Origin of the sequence: Limnobaculum zhutongyuii, from assembly GCF_004295645.1 — a bacterium.
Lineage (GTDB): Bacteria > Pseudomonadota > Gammaproteobacteria > Enterobacterales > Enterobacteriaceae > Limnobaculum > Limnobaculum zhutongyuii.
In genome coordinates this window covers 1,527,770-1,550,099 of sequence record NZ_CP034752.1, presented here as the reverse complement: position 1 = coordinate 1,550,099, position 22,330 = coordinate 1,527,770, and the positions used below count along the sequence as shown (strand labels likewise).

The 22,330-nt window shown below is 41.0% G+C and carries 20 protein-coding genes, 1 tRNA gene and 3 pseudogenes; 13 read left to right on the top strand and 11 right to left on the bottom strand.

Going from position 1 to position 22,330, the window contains the following annotated elements; translation table 11 throughout:
* Positions 1-51 precede the first annotated feature (51 nt).
* Both EKN56_RS21155 and EKN56_RS06705 read right to left on the bottom strand, forming a co-directional pair.
* A pseudogene (locus tag EKN56_RS21155) lies at positions 52-135 on the bottom strand (DUF4113 domain-containing protein); the annotation flags it as partial.
* Between the two features lie 49 nt (positions 136-184).
* Positions 185-376 (bottom strand): annotated as a pseudogene (locus EKN56_RS06705) (S24 family peptidase); the annotation flags it as partial.
* 155 nt (positions 377-531) lie between these two features.
* Here EKN56_RS06705 and EKN56_RS06700 point away from each other — a divergent pair.
* Positions 532-891, top strand: a complete 360-nt coding sequence (locus EKN56_RS06700) for a hypothetical protein (protein WP_130591064.1) — start codon at positions 532-534, stop codon at positions 889-891.
* Between the two features lie 651 nt (positions 892-1,542).
* On the opposite strand, the gene EKN56_RS06695 is transcribed toward EKN56_RS06700, so the two are convergent.
* Together EKN56_RS06695 and EKN56_RS06690 are read right to left on the bottom strand one after the other, a co-directional pair.
* The gene (locus EKN56_RS06695; protein ID WP_130591063.1) at positions 1,543-1,833 is read right to left on the bottom strand and encodes a hypothetical protein; all 291 of its coding nucleotides are present in this window, start codon (positions 1,831-1,833) and stop codon (positions 1,543-1,545) included.
* A 509-nt stretch (positions 1,834-2,342) separates the two neighbouring features.
* Positions 2,343-2,558: a hypothetical protein gene (locus EKN56_RS06690; RefSeq protein WP_130591062.1), complete on the bottom strand. Its 216-nt coding sequence runs from the start codon at positions 2,556-2,558 to the stop codon at positions 2,343-2,345.
* A gap of 122 nt (positions 2,559-2,680) precedes the next feature.
* Between EKN56_RS06690 and EKN56_RS21605 the strand changes: the two genes are divergently transcribed.
* Positions 2,681-2,911 (top strand): DUF551 domain-containing protein, encoded by a 231-nt coding sequence (locus tag EKN56_RS21605; RefSeq protein ID WP_130591061.1) that lies wholly within the window; start codon positions 2,681-2,683, stop codon positions 2,909-2,911.
* A gap of 6 nt (positions 2,912-2,917) precedes the next feature.
* Here EKN56_RS21605 and EKN56_RS06680 read toward each other — a convergent pair whose 3' ends face one another.
* Positions 2,918-3,220, bottom strand: coding sequence for a hypothetical protein (locus tag EKN56_RS06680; protein WP_130591060.1), 303 nt, complete (start codon positions 3,218-3,220; stop codon positions 2,918-2,920).
* A 114-nt stretch (positions 3,221-3,334) separates the two neighbouring features.
* On the opposite strand from EKN56_RS06680, the pseudogene EKN56_RS21150 reads away from it, so the two are divergent.
* Positions 3,335-3,460: pseudogene (locus tag EKN56_RS21150) on the top strand (integrase); the annotation flags it as partial.
* 81 nt (positions 3,461-3,541) lie between these two features.
* On the opposite strand, the gene EKN56_RS06670 reads toward EKN56_RS21150, so the two are convergent.
* Together EKN56_RS06670 and EKN56_RS06665 are read right to left on the bottom strand one after the other, a co-directional pair.
* Positions 3,542-3,629, bottom strand: a tRNA-Ser gene (locus EKN56_RS06670).
* A gap of 157 nt (positions 3,630-3,786) precedes the next feature.
* A complete protein-coding gene (locus EKN56_RS06665) occupies positions 3,787-4,209 on the bottom strand; it encodes a CoA-binding protein (RefSeq protein ID WP_407656547.1) in 423 nt (140 codons plus the stop codon).
* Positions 4,210-4,381: 172 nt separating this feature from the next.
* On the opposite strand from EKN56_RS06665, the gene EKN56_RS06660 reads away from it, so the two are divergent.
* A complete protein-coding gene (locus tag EKN56_RS06660) occupies positions 4,382-4,840 on the top strand; it encodes a methylglyoxal synthase (RefSeq protein WP_130591059.1) in 459 nt (152 codons plus the stop codon).
* 38 nt (positions 4,841-4,878) lie between these two features.
* Here EKN56_RS06660 and helD read toward each other — a convergent pair whose 3' ends face one another.
* The gene (helD, locus tag EKN56_RS06655; protein WP_130591058.1) at positions 4,879-6,933 is read right to left on the bottom strand and encodes a DNA helicase IV; all 2,055 of its coding nucleotides are present in this window, start codon (positions 6,931-6,933) and stop codon (positions 4,879-4,881) included.
* Positions 6,934-7,141: 208 nt separating this feature from the next.
* Between helD and EKN56_RS06650 the strand changes: the two genes are divergently transcribed.
* Both EKN56_RS06650 and yccS read left to right on the top strand, forming a co-directional pair.
* The gene (locus EKN56_RS06650) at positions 7,142-7,594 is read left to right on the top strand and encodes a YccF domain-containing protein (RefSeq protein ID WP_130591057.1); all 453 of its coding nucleotides are present in this window, start codon (positions 7,142-7,144) and stop codon (positions 7,592-7,594) included.
* Positions 7,595-7,627: 33 nt separating this feature from the next.
* Positions 7,628-9,793 carry a YccS family putative transporter gene (gene yccS, locus EKN56_RS06645; RefSeq protein WP_130591056.1) on the top strand — a complete coding sequence of 722 codons (2,166 nt, stop codon included), beginning with the start codon at positions 7,628-7,630 and terminating at the stop codon, positions 9,791-9,793.
* Positions 9,794-9,838: 45 nt separating this feature from the next.
* On the opposite strand, the gene EKN56_RS06640 is transcribed toward yccS, so the two are convergent.
* On the bottom strand, positions 9,839-10,459 hold the full coding sequence (locus tag EKN56_RS06640; protein WP_168189618.1) for a TfoX/Sxy family DNA transformation protein: 621 nt from the start codon (positions 10,457-10,459) through the stop codon (positions 9,839-9,841).
* A 232-nt stretch (positions 10,460-10,691) separates the two neighbouring features.
* Here EKN56_RS06640 and sulA point away from each other — a divergent pair, with 232 nt between their 5' ends.
* The gene (sulA, locus tag EKN56_RS06635) at positions 10,692-11,186 is read left to right on the top strand and encodes an SOS-induced cell division inhibitor SulA (RefSeq protein ID WP_130591054.1); all 495 of its coding nucleotides are present in this window, start codon (positions 10,692-10,694) and stop codon (positions 11,184-11,186) included.
* An 801-nt stretch (positions 11,187-11,987) separates the two neighbouring features.
* Positions 11,988-13,064 (top strand): porin OmpA, encoded by a 1,077-nt coding sequence (ompA, locus tag EKN56_RS06630; protein WP_130591053.1) that lies wholly within the window; start codon positions 11,988-11,990, stop codon positions 13,062-13,064.
* A 108-nt stretch (positions 13,065-13,172) separates the two neighbouring features.
* Here the strand turns inward: ompA and matP are convergent, their stop codons facing one another.
* Positions 13,173-13,628, bottom strand: coding sequence for a macrodomain Ter protein MatP (gene matP, locus EKN56_RS06625; protein ID WP_130591052.1), 456 nt, complete (start codon positions 13,626-13,628; stop codon positions 13,173-13,175).
* 197 nt (positions 13,629-13,825) lie between these two features.
* On the opposite strand from matP, the gene EKN56_RS06620 reads away from it, so the two are divergent.
* The 4 genes from EKN56_RS06620 to ppx all read left to right on the top strand — a co-directional run bounded on the left by EKN56_RS06620 (position 13,826) and on the right by ppx (position 20,383).
* Positions 13,826-15,577, top strand: a complete 1,752-nt coding sequence (locus EKN56_RS06620; protein WP_130591051.1) for an AAA family ATPase — start codon at positions 13,826-13,828, stop codon at positions 15,575-15,577.
* A 100-nt stretch (positions 15,578-15,677) separates the two neighbouring features.
* Entirely contained in the window at positions 15,678-16,196 is a 519-nt protein-coding gene (fabA, locus tag EKN56_RS06615) for a bifunctional 3-hydroxydecanoyl-ACP dehydratase/trans-2-decenoyl-ACP isomerase (RefSeq protein WP_130591050.1), read from the top strand.
* 558 nt (positions 16,197-16,754) lie between these two features.
* A complete protein-coding gene (gene ppk1, locus EKN56_RS06610; protein WP_130593623.1) occupies positions 16,755-18,848 on the top strand; it encodes a polyphosphate kinase 1 in 2,094 nt (697 codons plus the stop codon).
* Positions 18,849-18,850: 2 nt separating this feature from the next.
* Positions 18,851-20,383, top strand: a complete 1,533-nt coding sequence (ppx, locus tag EKN56_RS06605; protein ID WP_130591049.1) for an exopolyphosphatase — start codon at positions 18,851-18,853, stop codon at positions 20,381-20,383.
* 76 nt (positions 20,384-20,459) lie between these two features.
* On the opposite strand, the gene ompW is transcribed toward ppx, so the two are convergent.
* Positions 20,460-21,110, bottom strand: a complete 651-nt coding sequence (gene ompW / locus EKN56_RS06600) for an outer membrane protein OmpW (RefSeq protein WP_130591048.1) — start codon at positions 21,108-21,110, stop codon at positions 20,460-20,462.
* A gap of 407 nt (positions 21,111-21,517) precedes the next feature.
* On the opposite strand from ompW, the gene EKN56_RS06595 reads away from it, so the two are divergent.
* Positions 21,518-22,285, top strand: a complete 768-nt coding sequence (locus tag EKN56_RS06595) for a YciC family protein (RefSeq protein ID WP_130591047.1) — start codon at positions 21,518-21,520, stop codon at positions 22,283-22,285.
* The last annotated feature ends 45 nt before the right edge of the window (positions 22,286-22,330 follow it).

The window sequence follows — 22,330 nt, the reverse complement described above, 5'->3', positions numbered from 1 at the left end:
CATAAGTAACACCAATAATATGAGAGTTTGATGGCAGACCGCTATTCTGCTTTAACCCTCAAGATAATCACTCCACTTTGTTGTATAAGATGGGGAAAGATGTTCTTGTTTCATTTTCCAGCTTTGCTGTATTCCCTGTCCTGCAAATCAGACTCTTCCTTTTCCCGAGTAGTTAATACCGTCAATCAATCATGGAATCCCCATCAGCTCGCACAAAAAAAGTTGCTGCCGGATGATTGATACAAAGCTCATTCAAATCAAGCGAACGCTCTACATAATCGGCAGCAGGAGATGGGAAACCAGCAGGCACACTCTCACCATAGAATGGTACTTGCTGACCATCTGCTATGACGGGTTTGAAGATTTCTAATGACATACTGCTCTCGAAATACTGATAATATTCACAGTGCATCCAAAGCGTAGAATTGAAGCGGACGAGAGATTGTAAAGTCTTGTGAGTGACAATAGAAATGATTGATGATCGGAATAAGGCTAGTTGATAAGATACTGAAAAAAATAATAGGAGAAAAAATGAAAAAGTTATTTTTACTTCTGGCGCTGTCAGGACTAGTAGGATGCCAAACTGTCACTGATATGAGAGCACAAGGCCCATATGCTGAATACTCCAGCTCTAAAGATGCTAAGTCACTAGCCACATGTATTATGGCTGGATGGGAAAAAGAACCACTAGTTCTTGGTCAAGCTTTTGATGCGGCGATCAATTTGCTTGATGGCGGCTACTCAGTTTATACCCCCAACTATGCTGAAGTTGCCGATGTTTACGAAGCAAAAAATGGTTCGCTTATTAAATACTATTTACAGCGCGGCGGTGCTATGACTACTCAGTCTCGAATAGATAAGAGAACAAAAACTGTTACTTCTTGTTTATAGTAATTCTCAGTAAGCATAGGTCCTCCCCATAAGAAAGCTCTCTAATGAGGGCTTTCTTATGGGGAGGACCTACCAAGAACTAAACCATGACCGAGCAAACCATTACAAATACTCTAATACGTAGCACTGGAGTAAAGTTTAAATCCGATGATCATTGCGATTACACAGATGTGATTATCCATCGCCTGCAAGTTCGTTCCCGGGCAAACTGTAGAGCTCCTTATATACCGGAGCCCAAACCCAGAAAAATCAAAATTCCTGTTATTGCTCTGCGTAAAAATCCAAACAAATAGGAACACTGCGAAGTTATTCTTACAATATAATGTTAGCTGTTCATCAACTCGGTTGTCTGGGCACTAACGAAAAGGTGGTAGCAAAAGACCTCTCTATTCCGATCAACAATATCCGACAAACTCTTGCTCATGAAACTAAAACATCACACAAGTCATGGATACCGGCTGGTCCCCCACCAAAATCCTTTCCCGTCTCATTTTAGAGAACTAGCTCTCAATAGAACATTAGAGTACAACAAAGTAGTTGGATAAGCGTTTAATGGATAACACTGACTGCTCAGCAATGTTATTTTGATTCATAATAGTTTTTATAAGCTTCATTAAATTTTTTCGTGTTATTATCAATTGCAATTTGAGCCTAGGTAATAAATGTAAGTAAATCATCTTGATGCACTCCCCCGTCACAAACGCGATCCCGCAGAGAGCCATTCTTTTTATAGCGCCGGGTAAATACAACATTGTGTTTTACATTAAGAATAACTGTTTGTTGATAGTCCTGATAAAAACGACTTTCTGGGTCAAAGAAAGTACTAATGTCATTAGCACTTCGCTTTAAAGCTTTTTGAGCAAATATTTTTAATGGAACGAAACCATTATCATCAGCTGAAACTATAAATTCATTGATTAATGAGTTTTGAAGCATTGTCATCTGTATTCTCAATAAAATCATAATTCAATATAATTATATTACTGAACATATATGGTCATCACAATAGCCTTATATCTCCAGTACAAATAAGACATTATCATAAGCTACAATCTTACCAACCTACCTAAAGGCGTCTTGTTGATGTTTTATTCGCTAAAGAATCAGCACCAAGCATGACTAACACCACTCCCAGAATAAACTTTTTCATCTTACATTCTTTTTAAAAGCGTTTGATGGAGATTCATAAACTCGTTGCAAAATTTTAGCCTTTACACAGGAAGAATAAAGCTGATACAGTCCATACAAATCATTTGTCAGCGACAAATTACCTCAGATAATAAAAAGGATTTTATTGTGAAAAAGAATATGAAGCTTATTCTTTATGTTTTATTGACACTCAGCCTTACCACAGTGGCTAGTGGTTGTGTAAAAACCAGTGGTGGTAGATTGTGTACTCCACTCCTTACCTGTTAATGTCCCCTCCCGGCTCTGTATAATACTGGAAATATTTAATACGGAGCTGGCATAATGAAATTGTTAATTCTTGTTGTTCCCCTTTTGCTTTCTGCTTGCTCGTAACCTGCACCAAATGAATAAAATATGGACATAAGTACTCTAATCTTAATTGCAGTAGTATTGATGATAATAGTTTCTATTATTTCTACGATAATCACACAATCCATAGCAAAGCCGTCAGGAATGAGTATTATTTTTAGAATACTCATTTTTGCGGCTATATCTGGGATCCTGTTCTTTATTGTTATGTCGATTACTTTAGCTGAGCTATAGCGTTATTAATCTGATTTAAGAGCCCGCCTGGTACGTTTTTTTATCACCCGAATTTGGAATGAATATAAAACTCCTTATAGGTAAAAGTTTTTATAGCCGCATGCAGTTGTGGTTTTTTATTAACCACACAACCACTTCCCTATTATTTTCAATCAACTATAACCGAGTGACTAAGGCATGGTATGACAAGAAAGCTGGATTTTCAGAAGACCAGAACCTGGAAACTTATGGCGTAACCCACTGGATGCCAATGCCAGCTGCACCTGCTGTCAGAATTATAAATTCATAGTTATTTTTACAATGTTAACTCAATAACATCTGGTCTTTTTAATACCTCTTTACAGTATTCAATTTCAGGATGCTCATGGGTTTCAGTGTTTTCACCTTCCAAACCAACTGCCGTTTTACACGTACCTACGAGGGAGCCATATGCAAAGCCCATCTTGGCAATGCTAAATAATCTTTCCTTGCAATCATCCATATTACTATCATTCATTTCGTGACACGTATGCTCGATACTTTTTCTTATTAAATTTTCATTAGCTAAAGAGCTGGTACTAAGCATGGCTATCACTACACCCAGAATAAACCTTTTCATCTCATGTCCTTATTAAAAGCGTTTGATGGATATTATCACAAGGAAATTAAATGACTAACACTGACTACTCAGCAATGAGTGATTTTGAGATAAATAAGCTGGACCCAAATCAACGAGGATTCATCACGCGATAAACAGTTATTCAGTGGTCATAAAACAGAAAGCCAGGTGCTAATTTATGACAGAAAACTGACCGTTACCCCATCGCTGGATGCCCCGTTAATAAAGCCCAAAAAGTAGCAACTGAGAATAAATATTCTCAGTCAATTCTCACAAGCATAAAAAAACGGGCTAGCCGTTAAGCTAACCCGTTGATAATTCTGGCGGAGGAGGTGAGATTCGAACTCACGGTAGGTTGCCCTACGACGGTTTTCAAGACCGTTGCCTTCAGCCGCTCGGCCACTCCTCCGCAACGGCGTGAAATATAGAACAGCTTGAGGTGCCTTGTAAAGAGGATAATTCAGCTATTTTGATCGTTCGGCTGAAAAAACAGCAAAAACAATGTTTTTTGTCGATTTAAACGCCATTCCTCTCAAATTCATCCAAGGCTTATCAGAGATTTCTCTCTATAACTCCTTCTCCAGACCCAATTTTTTAATTTCAATTTTTGGGCATTTATTCATTATGACTTTCAGTCCGGCTTTTTGAGCTATCGCTTCGGCTTCTGGATTAATTACATCTAACTGTAACCACAAAACCTTAGCGTTAATGGCTATAGCCTCTTCAGCGACCTCATAGGCCGCATCTGAGTTGCGAAAAACATCCACCATATCTACCGGACGATCGATCTCTTTTAAACTGGCAAAAACTTTTTGCCCTTGTAATGTCTGCCCTGCCAATTTAGGACTAACAGGAATAACCTCGTACCCTTGAGACAGCAAATAGTCCATCACGACATAACTGGCCCGTGCAGGCTTATCACTCGCACCGACCAGAGCAATAGTCTTAACTTGCTGTAATACTGACTTTATTTCACTTTCTTGCACCATCATTTGCTCCTGCAATTATTCTTTCTGTTTATCTCAGTTTAGCCACCAAACCGATACTCAGCTTAAGGCGAAGACCAATAAGATGTATACTTTTATATATTATCGCTTTTTTCCGAAACAGAGTTTCAGTAGTCTATGCAGAATAACTATTTAAATAGAGGTTTGGTTTCATATGCAACTAACAACACGAACAATTCCAATACAAAAGAACATTGCACTGGTTGCTCACGATCACTGTAAACAGTATCTGTTGAAATGGGCTGAAGACAATAAATCCGTACTGGCCAAACATAAACTATTTGCCACAGGGACTACCGGGAATTTAATTCAGAGAACGGCAAACGTTCCTGTCTCCAGTATGCTTAGCGGACCAATGGGTGGAGACCAGCAAATTGGCGCTATGATCTCTGAAGGTAAAATTGATGTATTAATTTTCTTCTGGGACCCGCTAAATGCCGTTCCTCACGACCCTGATGTAAAAGCCTTATTACGACTGGCAACCGTCTGGAATATTCCTGTCGCGACCAATCGGGCAACTGCCGATATGTTGATATGCTCAGGCCTGTTTGAAAAAGAGATCGTCATTGATATTCCTGATTATCAGAAATACCTGCAAGAACGTCTGAAATAATTTTCAGCCTGACCTTAGGCTTGCTTTACAGCGCGGGCCTAAGGTTTTCTTTTAATCACCGCACCACTCTCTGCTAATTGCTTAATAAATACTGATGGAGATTCAGGATCCTGTAATAGCCATACCTGATATTTAGCACGGGTTAACGCTACATACATTAAGCGCCGCTCTTCCGCATAAGGAAAACGCTCCGTTTGTGGTAATAACACCTGTTCAATAACCGCACCACGCTCTGTCAATGGAAAACCATCTCTCCCCGAATGTAATCCGGTAATAATCACATATTCAGCCTGTTGTCCTTTGCTGGCATGCATCGTCATAAATTGAATATTCAACTTTGGCCATCGCGTTGCCGCTTTAGCTAAAGCAGAAGGCTTAGAATAGTGATAGCGTCCCAGAATAAGAATCCTTTCATTCGGTTTCACATAACTGCTTAACTTATCAAACAACGCTTCCAACTGATTATCGGGCAAAATAGTGATGGGATGTTTCTCTCCCTGCATCAGACTTGAGATATCTCTTTTTATCTGAGCCGGATTCTGCTGGATATAACGGCTAGTAATATCACTCATGTTTTGACCAAAATGGTAAGTTAAATCCAGATTACATTGCTCACCAACCCCGAAAATATGATTAAAGTTGGTGGTTAATAACTGCTCTGCCCCGCTGAACCGGTATATAGACTGCCAGTCATCACCAACGGCAAACAGGTGACTTCCCGTTTGTTGAGCGCGTAACGCATTAATCAATGCTGCCCGCTGAGGCGAAAGATCCTGAAACTCATCGACCAAAATGTGATGCCAGGGACTAACAAACTTTCCTTTTTCAATCCAGTTCACCGCCTGATGAAGTAAGCCGGGGAAGTCTACTGCCCCCTCTTCTTTTAACGCTTTTTTCCAGGCTTTTAATAGTAGGGATAATAAGCGTATTTTCTTCTGAAAATCTGTCTTCAACTCTTCTGGTGCTGACTCAATCATTTCGGCCTGGCTTCCACCATGATTGCGAATGAGACCAAGCCAGTAATCTAACCTTACGGCTAAACGTTCAGATAATGTACTGTCTTTCCAAAATGCATCCTCTGCCAATTGCCACCCTAATTCTTGAGACAGCCAGTTTTTCCAGCCTGACGCCTGACTCTTTTTCTCTGCACACTCAGACTGCCATTGCTCAATTAAGAATTTCTGTCGGGTTTTGGTATCCGTTTCCAGTTTGCTGATAACCGGAACCTTTTTGCTGCATTGGCTAATTATCGATAAGGCCAATGCATGAAATGTTTTAGCCTGAACATCCGTTCTCCCCAAACGTTGCTGGATACGGTTGTTCATCTCATCAGCAGCATTACGCCCAAATGCCAGTAACAACATTTCCTCTGCGCTGGCTTCTTTGCGGTATAGCAACCAGCCGGCTCTGGCAACCAAAACAGAGGTTTTACCGCTACCCGCTCCCGCCAGAACCAAAACATTTTTTTCACCGCTAATAACCGCTCTGCACTGTGCTTCGTTCAGCGGTTGAGTTTCTATATGGTCAAAAAATTGCCGGTGCTGTTTTAGCATGGTTTGAACCCAATGCCGATTGCTGGTCTCAAGCAATTGATTGCCCATCGTTAACCATTTTGAGCAAAATGCATAACATGGTTGGCAGTTAGCAAACTCAATTAAACGCTCAACAGGCAACGGGACGGAACTCACAGCAGTTGTAACTTCATCCTGAATCGCTGATAAGTCATCATGAGTGAGCCACCTTTCTTGTCGTAAACGAACGTTAATTTTTTCAGCTTGCTGTTCCAAGATCTCAGCAGCAATTTGACTCATCTCCTCTCCCCACTGCTGCCAAATGCTCATCAAGTGTTGATAGAATTTTTGAGTCTCTTGCCACTCAGTGCCGTGAAGACGCACCACTTTTTGTTCAGGTAATTCAAACTCCAACTCCCCCCAAACAATGCCTCTTTTACAACGAACGGCAACTAATTGATTAAAAGGAATGGTATAAGCATGTTTTGGACCACTGACTTCAACGCCAGCATTCAACATTTTCACCCGATTATAGGGATGTTGAGCTAAATGTTGCCCAACCGAAGTTGATTTTAATTCCATAGTGTTAACAGCGCCTGTTTTATACAGTAAAGATTCTAATCACAGTTTACCCTTTATTGCACCGAGCTCTCCAGCCAGAAACTGCGAAATATGCTGAATTTATCAACCAGAAATATTATCGGTAACTCTTTTCCATTGAGTAAATTTGAATAAACCGTAACAATACACTCGTTGTAACGATTCTCTTATCATTGTGCGGAGTTAGCTGATGCGTAGTATATTAAATATACTCAATTTTATTCTCGGTGGTGTGATCACTACATTAGGATGGTTGCTGGCAACAATCGTAACCATTGTGCTTATATTTACTCTGCCATTGACGCGTTCCTGTTGGGAAATAACAAAACTTTCACTGTTTCCATTTGGTAATGAAGCCGTACATGTTGACGACCTCAATCCTGATGAGAAAAACGCATTAATGAATGCGGGCGGAACTGCGCTAAATATCTTTTGGTTTATCTTTTTTGGTTGGTGGTTATGTTTGGCTCATATCTGCGCCGGGATAGCTCAATGCATTACTATTATTGGTATCCCTGTAGGAATCGCTAACTTCAAGATAGCCGTTATTGCACTATGGCCAGTTGGTCGTCGTGTCGTTTCGGTTGAAGTAGCACAACAAGCTCGTATATCTAAAGCCAAGCGTCAGCTTCAACAACGCTAAGCCTTCATCTTTTATGAGTAACAGGATACGGATGTGATTTCATTGATTTTAGGGCTTCGTCGTTACTTCTATAATAGTAACCTGCTCTACAGCATCCGTATCTTTATAGCGCTTACGGGAGTGGTTTTTGTTCCCTGGTGGATTAATCAAAGTTTACTCACGCTTCCATTAACGCTTGGTGTTGTTGCCGCAGCATTAACCGATCTGGACGATCGTCTGACCGGGCGACTGCGTAATTTGTTGATTACGCTTATCTGCTTTTTTCTGGCTTCCGTTTCCATTGAGTTATTGTTCCCTTATCCCTGGCTCTTTGTTGTTGGCTTACTCTTCTCAACAGCCGGATTTATTCTGCTAGGATCTCTTGGGCAACGTTATGCCACTATCGCTTTTGGTGCTTTGCTGATTGCGATCTATACCATGTTGGGTGAATCACTGTATGAATCATGGTATATACAACCGGTATTACTGCTGGCGGGAGCTATTTGGTACAACCTCATTACCCTGTTAGGACATTTGATCCTGCCAATTCGTCCTCTGCAAGATAATCTGGCTCGCTGTTTTGATAGTCTGGCTGGCTATCTTGATAGCAAATCAATGTTGTTTGACCCGGATGAAGAACATCAATTCACCGACCAGTTGATTCACGCCACTATGGCTAATGGTGTACTGGTTAGTACTCTAAACCAGACCAAGGTTTCATTACTTACTCGTCTTAAAGGCGACAGAGGCCAGCGCAGTACTCGTAGAATGCTGCATTACTATTTTGTTGCCCAGGATATTCATGAGCAGGCCAGCTCTTCTCATGCTCAGTATCAACAGTTAAGCGAAGCCTTGCGTTATACCGATATTCTTTTCCGCTTTCAGCGGCTTTTAACCTTACAGTCAAAAGCATGCCGTAGCATTGCTTACTCTATTCGATATCAGCAAAAGTATGTTTATGATACTTACCAGACTCAGGCGATAACACATCTGGAAAAAAGCTTATCTAATCTGGAATCCAGCCATAGCCTCCCCGTTGCTATGACACAGTCATTACAGCATCTGCTAAATAATTTGAAATCCATTGATTCCCAACTCAATAACATCGAATCAGAACAAACGACCAATACTAAATCAGTGCAAGACAGTATGCTGGCGGATGATAAACTCACGGGCTTAAAAGATATCTGGTCAAGAATTTCTCAAAACCTGACACCGCAATCGGCACTGTTTCGCCATGCCGTTAGAATGTCAGTGGTCTTGTGTATTGGATATGCCATTATCCAGTTGGCGAATTTGCAAAATGGTTACTGGATTATGCTAACAAGTCTGTTTGTTTGTCAGCCAAACTATAATGCCACCCGAACTCGTCTGACATTAAGAGTCGTGGGCACCGTTGCTGGTATTTTATTAGGCCTGCCAATACTCTACTTTGTACCTTCTCAGGAAGGTCAGTTAATACTGATTGTTATCAGCGGCGTTTTGTTTTTTACCTTCCGCAATGTTCGTTATGCATATGCAACCATGTTTATCACACTGCTAGTCCTTTGCTGTTTTAACCTGTTGGGCGAAGGTTTTCAGGTTGCACTTCCCCGAATCATCGATACGTTGATAGGTTGCGGTATTGCCTGGGCTGCTGTCAGTTTTATTTGGCCTGACTGGAAATTCCGACATTTATCCGTGGTGCTGAAAAAAGCGATTGATGCAAACTGTCGTTACCTTGATGCCATACTGGAGCAATATCATCAGGGCAAAGACAACAGCGTTGACTACCGAATCGTACGACGTAATGCCCACAACTGTGATGCTGAACTTGCTTCTGTAATTTCGAGCATGGCTGCAGAACCTAATAAAGACGCGCATCAATTGGATAATGGTTTCCGATTACTCTGCCTGAATCACTCTTTACTGGGTTATATTTCAGCATTAGGCGCCCATCGGGAACAGCTAACCAGCAGCCCGGAAACGCTATCTCTTCTTGATGATGCTGTTTGTTATATTGATGACGCATTGCAAATAGATACTGAACAGAATGAAAAGATGATTTCAACGCTCAATGCGATTAATCAAAAGATAAAAATGCTCAACAGTCAGTCTGAAAATAAAAACCAACTAGTTACACAACAACTAGCGCTAATAATTGGGCTACTACCTGAGTTTGTCTCTCTGTCAGATACAATCTATTCTGAGATAAAGGAATCTCCGGCCTCTTCCAAGTAAGAGCGCTATCTATTGAATTATTTTATTTTTTAGAATTAACGAAACTTACTTTTTTGTCTTATCGTAAAGTTTAAGCTGTTCTGTTAAATCATCGCGAAGTGCCGTGGGTAAAGTAACAACATGACACCCTTCTATTGCACCGGCTAATGAAAAAAGTAGATCAGATTTTATGCCCTTCTTCATTTCTCGAATCTTAATGAAAGACTGAAACGCACCCAGGCTGAATAACTCCTCACAGGATTTAATTCCCGCTTGCCTTAACATTCTTTCTATTACCAGATTAAGGTTAGGTAAATCCTTTATTCTTACGTACTCTTGAGTATCTTTTTCTCGCATTTCAGACGAAGCCGCAGAAAGCGCATAGGTAGCAAGTCGCCGTAAAATCTCTTTGTTCTGCCATAAAGACTCATTCACATGGTAATACTTCAGCAGCACAGGAATTCCCCTTTTTCTATAAACAAACTGATTCATACCATAAGTAACAAAAATCGATTCCAATTGGTTATTTGCTCTTAAATAAAACTTATCTTCAGATACTAATCCAAACATTACCTTGCCTTTACATATCCCGTATCCCCCAAACATTGAACGAGATGTGAGTTCTCCCAATTCACTAAAATGTTCAATAACGTTCCTGACTAACTGTTTAGTATCTTCTCTGTCCATATAACCTCTAATGTTTTTTGATAAATCAATTGGGTGTAGTTTGATACGTAACGACGAAAAGTAACGTAACGAAACTATTTTCAACATAATCAATTTTCAAAAAATATCTAGAAGTAATAGTTAGTTAATACCGTAATAATGCAAAATTTGCGAAGCATCATGAAAATACTTGATTTCGTCCAACGCCTAGAGTACTGTACAAATACACAGTATGGTTATAGGTGATTAAATTATGCGCTCAATACAACAAACACATCACAACGCTTCATATGCATTAACGAATGCGATAGGCAACACTCAGAAGCATGTTTATACCTCCAGCCAAGTGAGTGAAATCATTTACGATCCACAAAATCCATTCACACTTCACCTGCTGCTTCCTTTTCTTCAACAATTGGGGCATCAGCCTCGTTGGCAACTTTGGCTGTCGCCTGAACGTCGCTTAAATCGTTACTGGATTAATAGTCTGGGATTACCGGAAAATAAAACCATTGGCTTAAATTCAGTTTCAACGGAAAGCACTATTGAGATGATGGAAAAAGCATTACGTAGTGGTAATTTCAGCTCCGTTATTGCCTGGCTACCAGCAATTAGTCCGGAAATTAAAGAAAGATTAAACCAGGCGGCAAAAGAAGGTGATTGTTATGGGTTTATCTTACAATCTCTCCCAATGCTACAAAGCGCCCTGTTGCATAATGATATGTTTAGTAAATCTCATTGGCACTAACTGATATAGCTCCCATTATAATCATCCAACACAGAGATATGATTATCAGACGCACAGCGATACATAGAAATGGTTATATTGTTAAAATTTAGCCCAATGCGTTGCGAAAGATAAGATAGCGCTTAAATATTAAGGCTTATTTTAAGTAAGTATTTATATTTACCAATTACCCAGTTCCCGGTTTGTAAATATGGTGCATTATTAAACCCAAAATAGAGATGAAATATTAAATTTGAGGGTATTAACTGGCATTTTTCCCGCTGATGATTATTGCTTAATGTTATTACTTCCTGTGATAAAGGCACTTTTTATCGCCATCAGAAACAACTCTTCCCTCTGTATCAATCAATTGGATTATTAGCCCACATAACATCTTTACTTAAGCTAACATAACATTACAAAGCGTCTGTGATGTAATTTTATGTTACATAATAACAATCTACTAATAGCACAGAATGCTTAACACTTCCCTTTCTTCTCTCATAATCATTAATTTATCGCTATTATTTATTCAACTTGATTATTATAATGCCACTCAGGTTAGCTTTTAATTAAGAGTTACTGACGTAACACAGGCGTTAATAATTAAACTAATCAGGATATTTTTATCTGCTTTTAGTACTCAACACTTGTAACTTTTCTTACACGTTGTAAACTTTACCTTGATTAGGTTGCTTTATGGTTCCAGATTCTCGATGTCAGTCATGGATTGATGAGGGTACTTTAACTTCGAACTTTAAAACTAGAACCACATAGCATTAACTTATATCACTACTATTTTAGATGATAACGAGGCGCAAAATGAAAAAGACAGCAATTGCACTAGCAATGGCACTGACCGGTTTCGCTACTGCAGCGCAAGCCGCACCATTAGACAACACTTGGTACACTGGTGCTAAAGTGGGCTGGTCTTCTTACCATGACACTGGTTTCTACAAAAACACCGGTCTTGATTCACTGAACAACCAAAATACTCACCCTAACCAATTAGGTGCTGGTGCTTATTTCGGTTATCAAGCTAACCAATACTTAGGTTTTGAATTAGGTTATGACTGGTTAGGTCGTATGACTTACCGTGGTGATAACAGTGCTGCTTATAAAGCTCAAGGCATTCAGTTAGCAGCTAAACTGAGCTATCCAGTAATGAACGATCTGGATATCTACACCCGTTTAGGTGCTATGGGCTGGCGTGGAGACACCAAAGTTCATCCAGCAGCTGGTGGTGAATATAAAGCTCACGATACTGGTATTTCTCCACTGGCAGCAGTTGGTGTTGAATACGCTATCACTCCAAGCATCGCTACTCGTTTAGATTACCAGTGGGTTAACAACATCGGTAACGGCGATTCTGACAGCGTTGGTACTCGTCCAGACAACGGCATGCTGAGCTTAGGCGTAGCTTACCGTTTCGGTCAAGCTAAACCAGCTCCAGCTGTAGTTGCTGTACCAGTTGTTGAAACCAAGCGTTTCACTCTGAAATCTGACGTTCTGTTCGCTTTCAACAAAGCAAACCTGAAGCCAGAAGGTAAGCAAGCTCTGGATCAATTATACGGCGAATTAAGCTCAATTAACCCAACTAACGGTTCTTTAGTTGTTCTGGGTTACACCGACCGTATCGGTTCTGAGAAATACAACCAAAAACTGTCTGAGCAACGTGCACAAAGCGTTGTTAGCTACTTAGTATCTAAAGGCATCCCTTCTGATAAGATTTCTGCTCGTGGTTTAGGCAAATCTAACCCAGTTACCGGTTCTACCTGTGATGGTATGAAGCGTGGTGCTGCTCTGATCGATTGTCTGGCTCCAGATCGTCGTGTAGAGATCGAAGTTAAAGGCGCTAAAGACGTTGTAACTGAAGTTAAAGAAGCTGTTAGAAAGTAATAGTCTTCTGATATAGCTTTATACAAAAAAACCCCGCTTTGCGGGGTTTTTTATTATCACTTAAAAACTAACAATCCACTTCAAAATCTCTCTGCGTCACATCTTATGTCACTTATCCTGAGTTAAGATAGCTTTCAAATCCTGTTTTAATAGCGACATTTGATTAGCATATTGCTCTTTTCTTTCTGCATCTTCGATAAGTTGAACAATAGTTTCAGATAATGTTGCCCCACGACGTTGAGACAAGGCTGAAAGACGTTGCCACACCAAAAACTCAAGGTCGATAGACTTTTTACGCGTGTGTTGCTGTTCTGCATTAAAGTGGCGCTTACGTCTGGCCCGGATAGTTTGTTTTAATCGGTTCAATAGTTCAGGATTAATATGTGCGCTAATCCATTCCTGAACCCGGTGTGGTTCATTCTCTAACTGTAGCAACTCATCCACTTTTTCCTGAGCTGCACTATATTCTATATAGCGAGTTATCTCTTCACCTTCCCGGTGCTTTTTAACCAGATACTTCCACTTCCACCCACTTTCAAGATTATCTAATTGCTGATATTTCATAAAGCACCTATTGAGTGACCGTGTAACATTTGTAGCATAGCAGCTTTTGAGCCCTTCTCAAGACTTTGTCCCTACTGTTTTTATCGCCATTGTCTATAATATTGACCAGACAATTGGTTAACTGAATCACGGGAGTATGAACTCCGTGTGTTTCTTGTATAATCTCGTTTTCCTTTTTGAATTAAACAGCGAATACTTTGACTATCAATCGACTTGAATGGCAACAGTTATTGCCAAATACCGCTGCCTGTACAGGCCTGTTCGAACGAGAATATCGTCGCGAACCATTAAACATTGCAATCACGCAGCCCCGTTTGCAGAAGTCTTTGCATACTTTCTGTCATCAGCATATGACGGCTTCGCCGTTTATGCTGATAAAAGCTGTTGATAGCCGTGCCTACCTTTCACTGATTCATGATGCGGTAAAAAATATTCAGCCCGTACGTCCTGAAGTTTTTGGCAGCCGATATGAAATCAACAATCAGGTTATCAGCCGAGTTGATGCACAAAGTAAAAGCGATAATTTTGCAGCTACTGATGACTGCCTGTATGAAGAATGGTTGGAAACAGAACAACTGTTTGGCTGCCTGCGCAAGCATAATGATAGCTATACGCTGGAACCGGGTTTAATTCATAAAGCGAACGGCGGAATTCTGATTCTTTCTGTTCGTACTTTGTTAACTCAGCCACACTTATGGTTTCGCTTAAAACAAGCAGTCGTTAGCAAGCGTTTTCAGTGGTTCTCTGTTGATGATACCCGTCCTTTGCCGCTATCTATCCCTTCAATGCCATTAGAGCTAAAGGTCATTTTAGTTGGCGATCGTTATGGATTAGGTGAACTCCAGGAGCTGGAACCGGAACTGATTGAACAGGTTATTTATACTGAATTCGAAACCGATCTGGTCGTCAATCAGGACGAAGATATTGTGACCTGGTGTGAATACCTCAATTCAGTTGCCAGTCATTACCAGTTACCTTCAATCGATGCCAGCGCCTATCCTTCGCTCATTAATATTGCGGTTAGAAAAAGCGGCGATCAGGAAAAGCTGCCTCTCTGCCCTCAATTACTAAGTCATATATTAAGTGATGCCGTACCTTTTGCGGCTCCGGCTATTACCGCCCAATCTCTGGAGCAGTCAGAACAAGAAAAGCTGTGGCGTGAGAGCTATCTATCTGAAATGGTATTAGATGATATAGACCTTGGTCAGGTGCGTATCGAAACCGAAGGCTTTGTGATTGGCCAAATCAATGGTTTATCCGTTTTGGAATATCCGGGGCATCCTCGCGCAATGGGAGAACCATCACGCATTAGCTGTGTGGTTCATCTGGGCGACGGAGAAATCACCGATGTAGAGAGAAAATCCGAGCTGGGCGGTAATCTGCATGCTAAAGGCATTATGATTATGCAGGCCTTTATTGCAGCGGAGTTGGCCTCCGACCAACAGTTCCCATTCTCTGGTTCTATCGTATTTGAACAATCTTACGGTGAAGTTGACGGTGACAGCGCTTCACTGGCCGGCCTGTGTGCATTGATGAGCGCTTTGTCACAGCAGCCAATCAATCAACAAATTGCGGTAACCGGTTCAGTCGATCAGTTTGGTAATGTTCAAACCATCGGTGGAATTAACGAAAAGATCGAGGGATTCTTTGATGTTTGTAATAGCCGTGAACTTACCGGCTCTCAGGGCGTTATATTGCCGCTGACAAATATACGTCATCTCTGTTTGAAGAATGAGGTTATCGAAGCGGTGAAGGCCGGTCGTTTCCATTTATGGGCCATCGACCATGCACAGGATGCTTTGCCATTACTGACTGGATTACCTTATGTTGATGAAAATAAACCAAGCATTATTGGTTCCATTCAGGAACGCATTACTCAAGTAGCAGGAAACGATCGAAATCGCCTGCCATGGCCGCTTCGTTGGCTTAATTGGTTTAATCGCGGCTGATCGGACTTGTTCAGCTTACAACTGTAAGCTAATCTAGTGCGATATTACCAAATGGGTATACTGCCCTTTTACATATTCAAAAAATAAGGTTAGTACAATTATGTTTGAAAAACGCGAATCCTATACGAAAGAAGACCTGCTCGCTTCAGGTCGTGGTGAATTATTTGGCGCGGGTGGACCTCCATTACCGGCACCAAATATGTTAATGATGGATCGCATTGTAAAAATGACCGAAACCGGCGGGCAGTATGACAAAGGTTATGTAGAAGCAGAATTGGATATCAATCCTGATCTGTGGTTCTTTGGTTGTCACTTTATTGGCGATCCGGTTATGCCCGGTTGTTTAGGTCTGGATGCAATGTGGCAATTAGTAGGCTTCTATTTAGGCTGGTTAGGTGGTGAAGGTAAAGGCCGTGCACTCGGCGTTGGTGAAGTTAAATTGACCGGACAGGTATTACCAACCGCTAAAAAAGTGACTTACCGACTACACCTGAAGCGTATCGTTAATCGTCGCTTAATTATGGGATTAGCCGATGGTGAAGTATTAGTCGATGGTCGCGTCATTTACACCGCTACCGATCTGAAAGTGGGTCTGTTCAAAGATACCAGCGCATTCTAATCATCCACACTTCTTGATGTAGGGTGCTTTTTACCATCGTAATAAAGGCGTATTTCATCGAAATGGAATACGCCTTTATTGTTTTGGTCATTCGTTGATTGTTGTTTAAACATTACTCAACCGAAATGAATCAACCCGATTATGATAAAAAATCGAGTAATTGATCATTTCGCAATGGTGACAGCAAATAGAACTCTCCCAAACTTCGCCCTTATAAGGCGCTTTTGATAGCAGTTTTTGCTTACAGTAGGGACAGTGATAGACCAACGAATGTTCATTTTCATCAATCGTGTCCACATTCAACAAATTGTTGCCTCGCATTATTTATCCTTGTTTATATTCTATTTTTCCTTAGGCAACACTTAAGACGACACAATCTCAAAAAACTTAAATCCAAAATAATCAATTTGTAGTTAAAAACGCATAAATCGACAATACGCGTTCCTATCAGGGTTAGCTAAACTATTAACTGCAGAACAATTTCTCTCAGGTATCTGTGGACTTGCCCCCACACTAATCGCCATAATGGTCCCATTATTCAGCTGTCACGGAGTCATGATGAATCAGGAAAAACTCTATATTGAGAAAGAACTGAGCTGGTTGTCGTTTAATGAACGGGTATTACAGGAAGCCGCTGATAAAAGTAACCCGTTGATTGAACGGATCCGTTTTTTAGGCATCTATTCCAGCAACCTCGATGAGTTTTATAAGGTTCGTTTTGCCGATGTAAAACGGCGTATTTTGATTAAAGAAGAACAAGGATCTGCATCCAGCTCCAGACAGGTTTTAAAAAAGATTCAGGCTAAAGTATTAAAGACCGATCTGGAATTTGACAACCTTTACAACGAACTCCTGCTGGAAATGGCTCGCAATCAGGTGTTTTTGATTAATGAACGCCAACTATCTGAAAATCAGCAACTCTGGTTACGTCATTACTTCAAGAATCATCTGAGACAACACATTACCCCTATCCTGCTCAATAACGACATCAGCCTGCTTGAATTTTTAAAAGACGACTATACCTATCTGGCCGTTGAAATCGTGATTAATGCAGAGAAGAAAGAGTATGCCCTGTTGGAAATTCCATCCAATAAGGTCTCTCGTTTTATTACTTTACCGCCTGAGCCGCCGCGCCGACGCAAGCCAATGATCTTGCTGGATAATATTATTCGTTTTTGTCTGGACGATATCTTTAAAGGTTTTTTCGATTATCAGTCTCTTGATGCCTACTCGATGAAAATGACTCGGGATGCCGAATATGACCTGGTAAACGAAATGGAATCCAGCTGGCTTGAACTGATGTCTTCCAGCCTGAAACAACGCCTCACAGCAGAACCCGTTCGATTTGTTTATCAACGTGATATGCCAAATGATATGGTAGAAATTCTGCGCAAAAAGCTGGGGATATCTTCTTATGATTCCGTGATCCCCGGTGGGCGCTACCATAACTTTAAAGACTTTATCAGTTTTCCGAATGTAGGTAAGGCCAATCTGGTTAATAAGCCGTTACCTCGTTTAAGGCATATCTGGTTCAATAACTTCCGTAATGGTTTCGATGCTATTAAAGAGCGTGATGTATTGCTCTATTATCCTTACCATACTTTCGAGCACGTTCTTGAACTAGTCCGTCAGGCGTCATTCGACCCTAACGTATTGGCTATCAAAATTAATATTTATCGGGTTGCTAAAGACTCTCGCATAATCGAATCAATGATTAATGCCGCACACAATGGCAAAAAAGTGACAGTGGTTGTAGAGCTACAGGCGCGCTTTGATGAAGAAGCAAATATTCATTGGGCTAAGCGCTTAACCGAAGCGGGAGTACACGTTATTTTCTCAGCTCCTGGTCTGAAAATTCATGCCAAACTTTTCCTGATTTCCCGTATAGAAGATGGTCAGATTGTTCGCTATGCCCATATTGGTACCGGTAATTTTAATGAAAAAACCGCCCGCCTCTATACTGACTTCTCTCTGCTTACTGCGGATTCCCGTATTACCAATGAAGTCCGTCGGGTATTTAACTTTATTGAAAACCCTTATCGACCCGTTAGTTTTGAGCATTTACTGGTTTCGCCACAAAACTCTCGTTTAATGCTCAACAAGCTGATCGACAGAGAAATCTCTTTTGCTCAGGCAGGATTGGATGCCGGCATCACCTTAAAAATTAACAATCTGGTCGATAAAGAGTTGATTGACCGGCTTTACGCAGCTTCAGGGGCGGGAGTAAAGATTCGCCTAATCGTTCGCGGAATGTGCTCGCTGGTGCCTAATCTTCCCGGTATTAGCGAAAATATTCAGGTGACCAGTATCGTTGACCGATTCCTTGAGCATGCGCGTGTTTATATATTTGAGAATCAGGGCGACAATCAGGTATTTATCTCTTCTGCTGACTGGATGACGCGCAATATTGATTACCGTATTGAAGTTGGCGTAGCCATTCTCGATCCGGTGCTGAAACAGCGAGTTCTGGATATCATTGATATTCAACTATCCGATACGGTAAAAGCCCGGATTATTGATAAAGAGTTAAGTAACCAATATGTCCCTCGTGGAAACCGCAGAAAAGTGCGTTCACAAATTGCCATTTATGATTATTTGAAAGCATTGGAACAGCCGACCAACATAGAGTCGACGGATATAACAGAGAAATAATAATGCACTTAAACGATTCAATAACAACAAAACCACAAGAAATTGCAGCTATTGATTTAGGGTCCAACAGCTTTCATATGGTTATCGCCCGTGTTGTTAACGGAGCATTACAAATTTTAGGACGATTAAAACAGCGAGTTCATCTGGCCGATGGTTTGGATAGAGATAACAACCTCAGTGAAGAGGCAATACTACGTGGGCTAAACTGTTTGAGCCTGTTTGCGGAACGTCTTCAGGGCTTTTCTCCGGACAGTGTGCGCATCGTTGGCACTCATACTTTACGGCTGGCAGTAAACGGTCAGGATTTTCTGCAGCGGGCTCGTGAGATTTTACCCTACCCAATCGAAATCATCTCCGGACAAGAGGAAGCTCGCCTTATTTATATGGGGGTAGCCCATACTCAACCGGAGAAAGGCCGTAAATTAGTTATTGATATTGGCGGCGGTTCCACTGAGTTGGTGATTGGTGAAGACTTCTCCCCTCTTATCGCTGAAAGCCGTCGTATGGGTTGTGTTAGTTTTGCTAAACAGTTTTTTCCCAATAATGAAATCACTAAACAGAATTTCCAGCGCGCTCAATTGGCTGCGGAACAAAAGCTGGAGAATCTGGCCTGGCAATACCGTATTAAAGGCTGGCAGTACGCCTTAGGTGCATCAGGAACCATTAAAGCCGTACATAATGTACTTATTGAAGAGATGGGTGAAAGAGACGGTATTATTACGCCTGAACGTCTGACGCAGGTGGTTAATGCCACGCTCAAATTCAAATCTTTTGATGCAATCGATTTAGATGGCCTGTCGCCCGATCGACAAAGCGTTTTTGTTCCCGGGCTGGCTATTTTATGTGGTGTATTTAATGCGCTGGCAATTAAAGAACTAAGATTATCTGATGGTGCGTTACGAGAAGGCGTTCTGTATGAGATGGAAAGTCGCTTCCGCCATCAGGATATTCGTAGCAGAACAGCCATCAGTTTAGCCGAACATTACAATATTGATCGGGAACAGGCCAATCGGGTATTAACGACAACCCAATCGTTCTATGCTCAATGGCTTGCGCAAAATGCCTCACAGGCAAATCCACAGTTGGAAGCGCTACTTGGCTGGGCTGCAATGTTACATGAAGTGGGATTGAGTATTAACCACAGCAATATGCAGCGCCATTCCGCCTATATTCTGCAAAATACTAATCTACCGGGTTTTAACCAGGAACATCAACTTCTGTTGGCCTCTTTGGTGCGTTTTCACCGTAAAGGAATAAAGTTAGATGAACTCCCCAGCTTTAATTTAGTAAAAAAGCGCCAGTTTATTCCGTTGATTCAAATTCTTCGTCTGGCTATCCTGCTAAATAATCAGCGTCAGGCAACCACAGAGCCGGAATATTGCCGACTTCATAGTGATGATTACCATATAACGCTGGTTTTCCCACCTCAATATTTAGATATAAACAGCCTGGTGCTAGCCGATCTGGAGCGAGAGCAAGAATATTGGGAAGATGTAGCCGGTTGGAAACTATTGCTTAAAAATGATGATGAGTAACCTGAATCAAAAAATATAAGTAGAAAAAACGCCGGTATATCACCGGCGTTTTAGCTTTGTAAGACTGGTGGTTAAATTAGAACTTGTAACCAACGCCAAACATAAATGCCCATGGGTCAAGACGCGTACTAACGCTATGACGAGTACGGTTACCAGCGGCATCCGTTGATGTGAAGTTTACATCAGTATCAATGTTCATCCACCACACAGAAGTATTCACTACCCAGTTCTTATCAACGTTGTAGTCAACACCCGCTTGTAACGCCACGCCCCAGGAATCATCAACGCTTAAGTTACTTAAGCCTGCACCTTTACCGGTGTTGTTGAAGTCTTCACTGAAGAATGTGGTGTAGTTGATACCTGCACCCAAATAAGGACGCCATGTGCTCTCTTTAGTACCAAAATAGTACTGAGCCATCAACGATGGTGGTAAATGTTTAACGGTTGCGATCGTGCCTGTCGCTTTTAAGCCAACATCATGATTGAACGGTGTAGCACCTAATAATTCAATACCGATGTTATCAGTAATCATATAACCGAAAGTTAATCCAAGCTGTGTATCATTATTTACGTTGAATGAGCCCAGACCTAATACGTTATCAGAACCTTCATTCGGTCTTACTGTAATTGAACCAGCACGGAATAAAAAATCACCGGCCTGATGAGCAAAAGCAAATGAAGGCGCTAATGTTGCAGCAATTAAACAAACCAGAGGGAGTTTTTTCATTATCCATGTTCCTTTTAGGGTTAATGTGTGTGAAATATACCTCCTTGGTAGTAAAATTGATCCAATGCAGATCACAGTTCCTGACAAAAATTGACAAAAGAGTGAACTTAACAAGTTAATTGTTTTCTATCAGGTTTCTATATTTGATTGAGATCAATATTCAACGATATACAACTCATTTAACAACGCTTATATATTCATCAAAATAAAAAATCCGAATACATTATTTTTCCTGATATCACAATTTGGCGACACTACTACCCCGGAGATAAGATCTGTAAGCGACCAACAGGATGACATCTTAATTTTTACGGATAAAAATCGGCATAGATAATAAAGTTCAAGAGTATGGTCTAACAGGTTACAATCGCTATAACAGTGCATATTATCTTTAGACAGGAGACTCCATGCCCATCACGGCCCATTCCCTCTTCCGTGACAGCGTAAATTTTATACGTAACCAATTATCCAGCTTTATTATGCTGGCATTACTGGCGTCATTTATCTCTTATGTTTTGCTTCAAACCATGATGCCGGATACTACCGTTCTTCATCAGATGATCACGGGGTCTGTTGGGTCGTCAGCTATGACGCGTGGAGAAGTTGAACAGGCTATTAAGGGAATGCCTTATGAACAGCAATTAGCCATTGTTGAAGCGGCTGTTCCACTGTTTGGTGCCGTTGCTCTGAGCTTCTTGCTCAGTCAAACAATTCTTATCTCCGGTGTAATTAATCTGGTTATTCAGGTCTCCCAAGGACAACCGTCCAGTGCTTTACGAGCACTTGGTTCATCCGTAACCTCATTACCGATGTTAGTCGTTTTACTCGTTATCTCGTCAATGCTGATTACTTTTGGGTTATCTCTGTACCTGTTGCCAGGTCTGTTTTTTGCGTTTGTATTGGTGTTATCCCCTATTATTATGCTGGAATCCCGCAAGGGGTTGATTTACGCCATCAGTACCAGTTGGGGAATGGCATTTGCTAATCTGAGAATTGTTCTTCCTATTCTGTTATTTACACTGTCAACCAAGTTTATTTTGCTGGTGATCTCTATCAATTTATCCACTGTATCACCAATGGTTGTTGCACTATTACTAAGTGCTGTGAGTAATCTGGTAACGGCATTTTTGTTTGTCTACCTGTTCCGTTTGTATATGCAGGTTAAACCTGCATAATCGCCAATAAAAAAGCCGGTGAAAAACACCGGCTTTTTTACAACC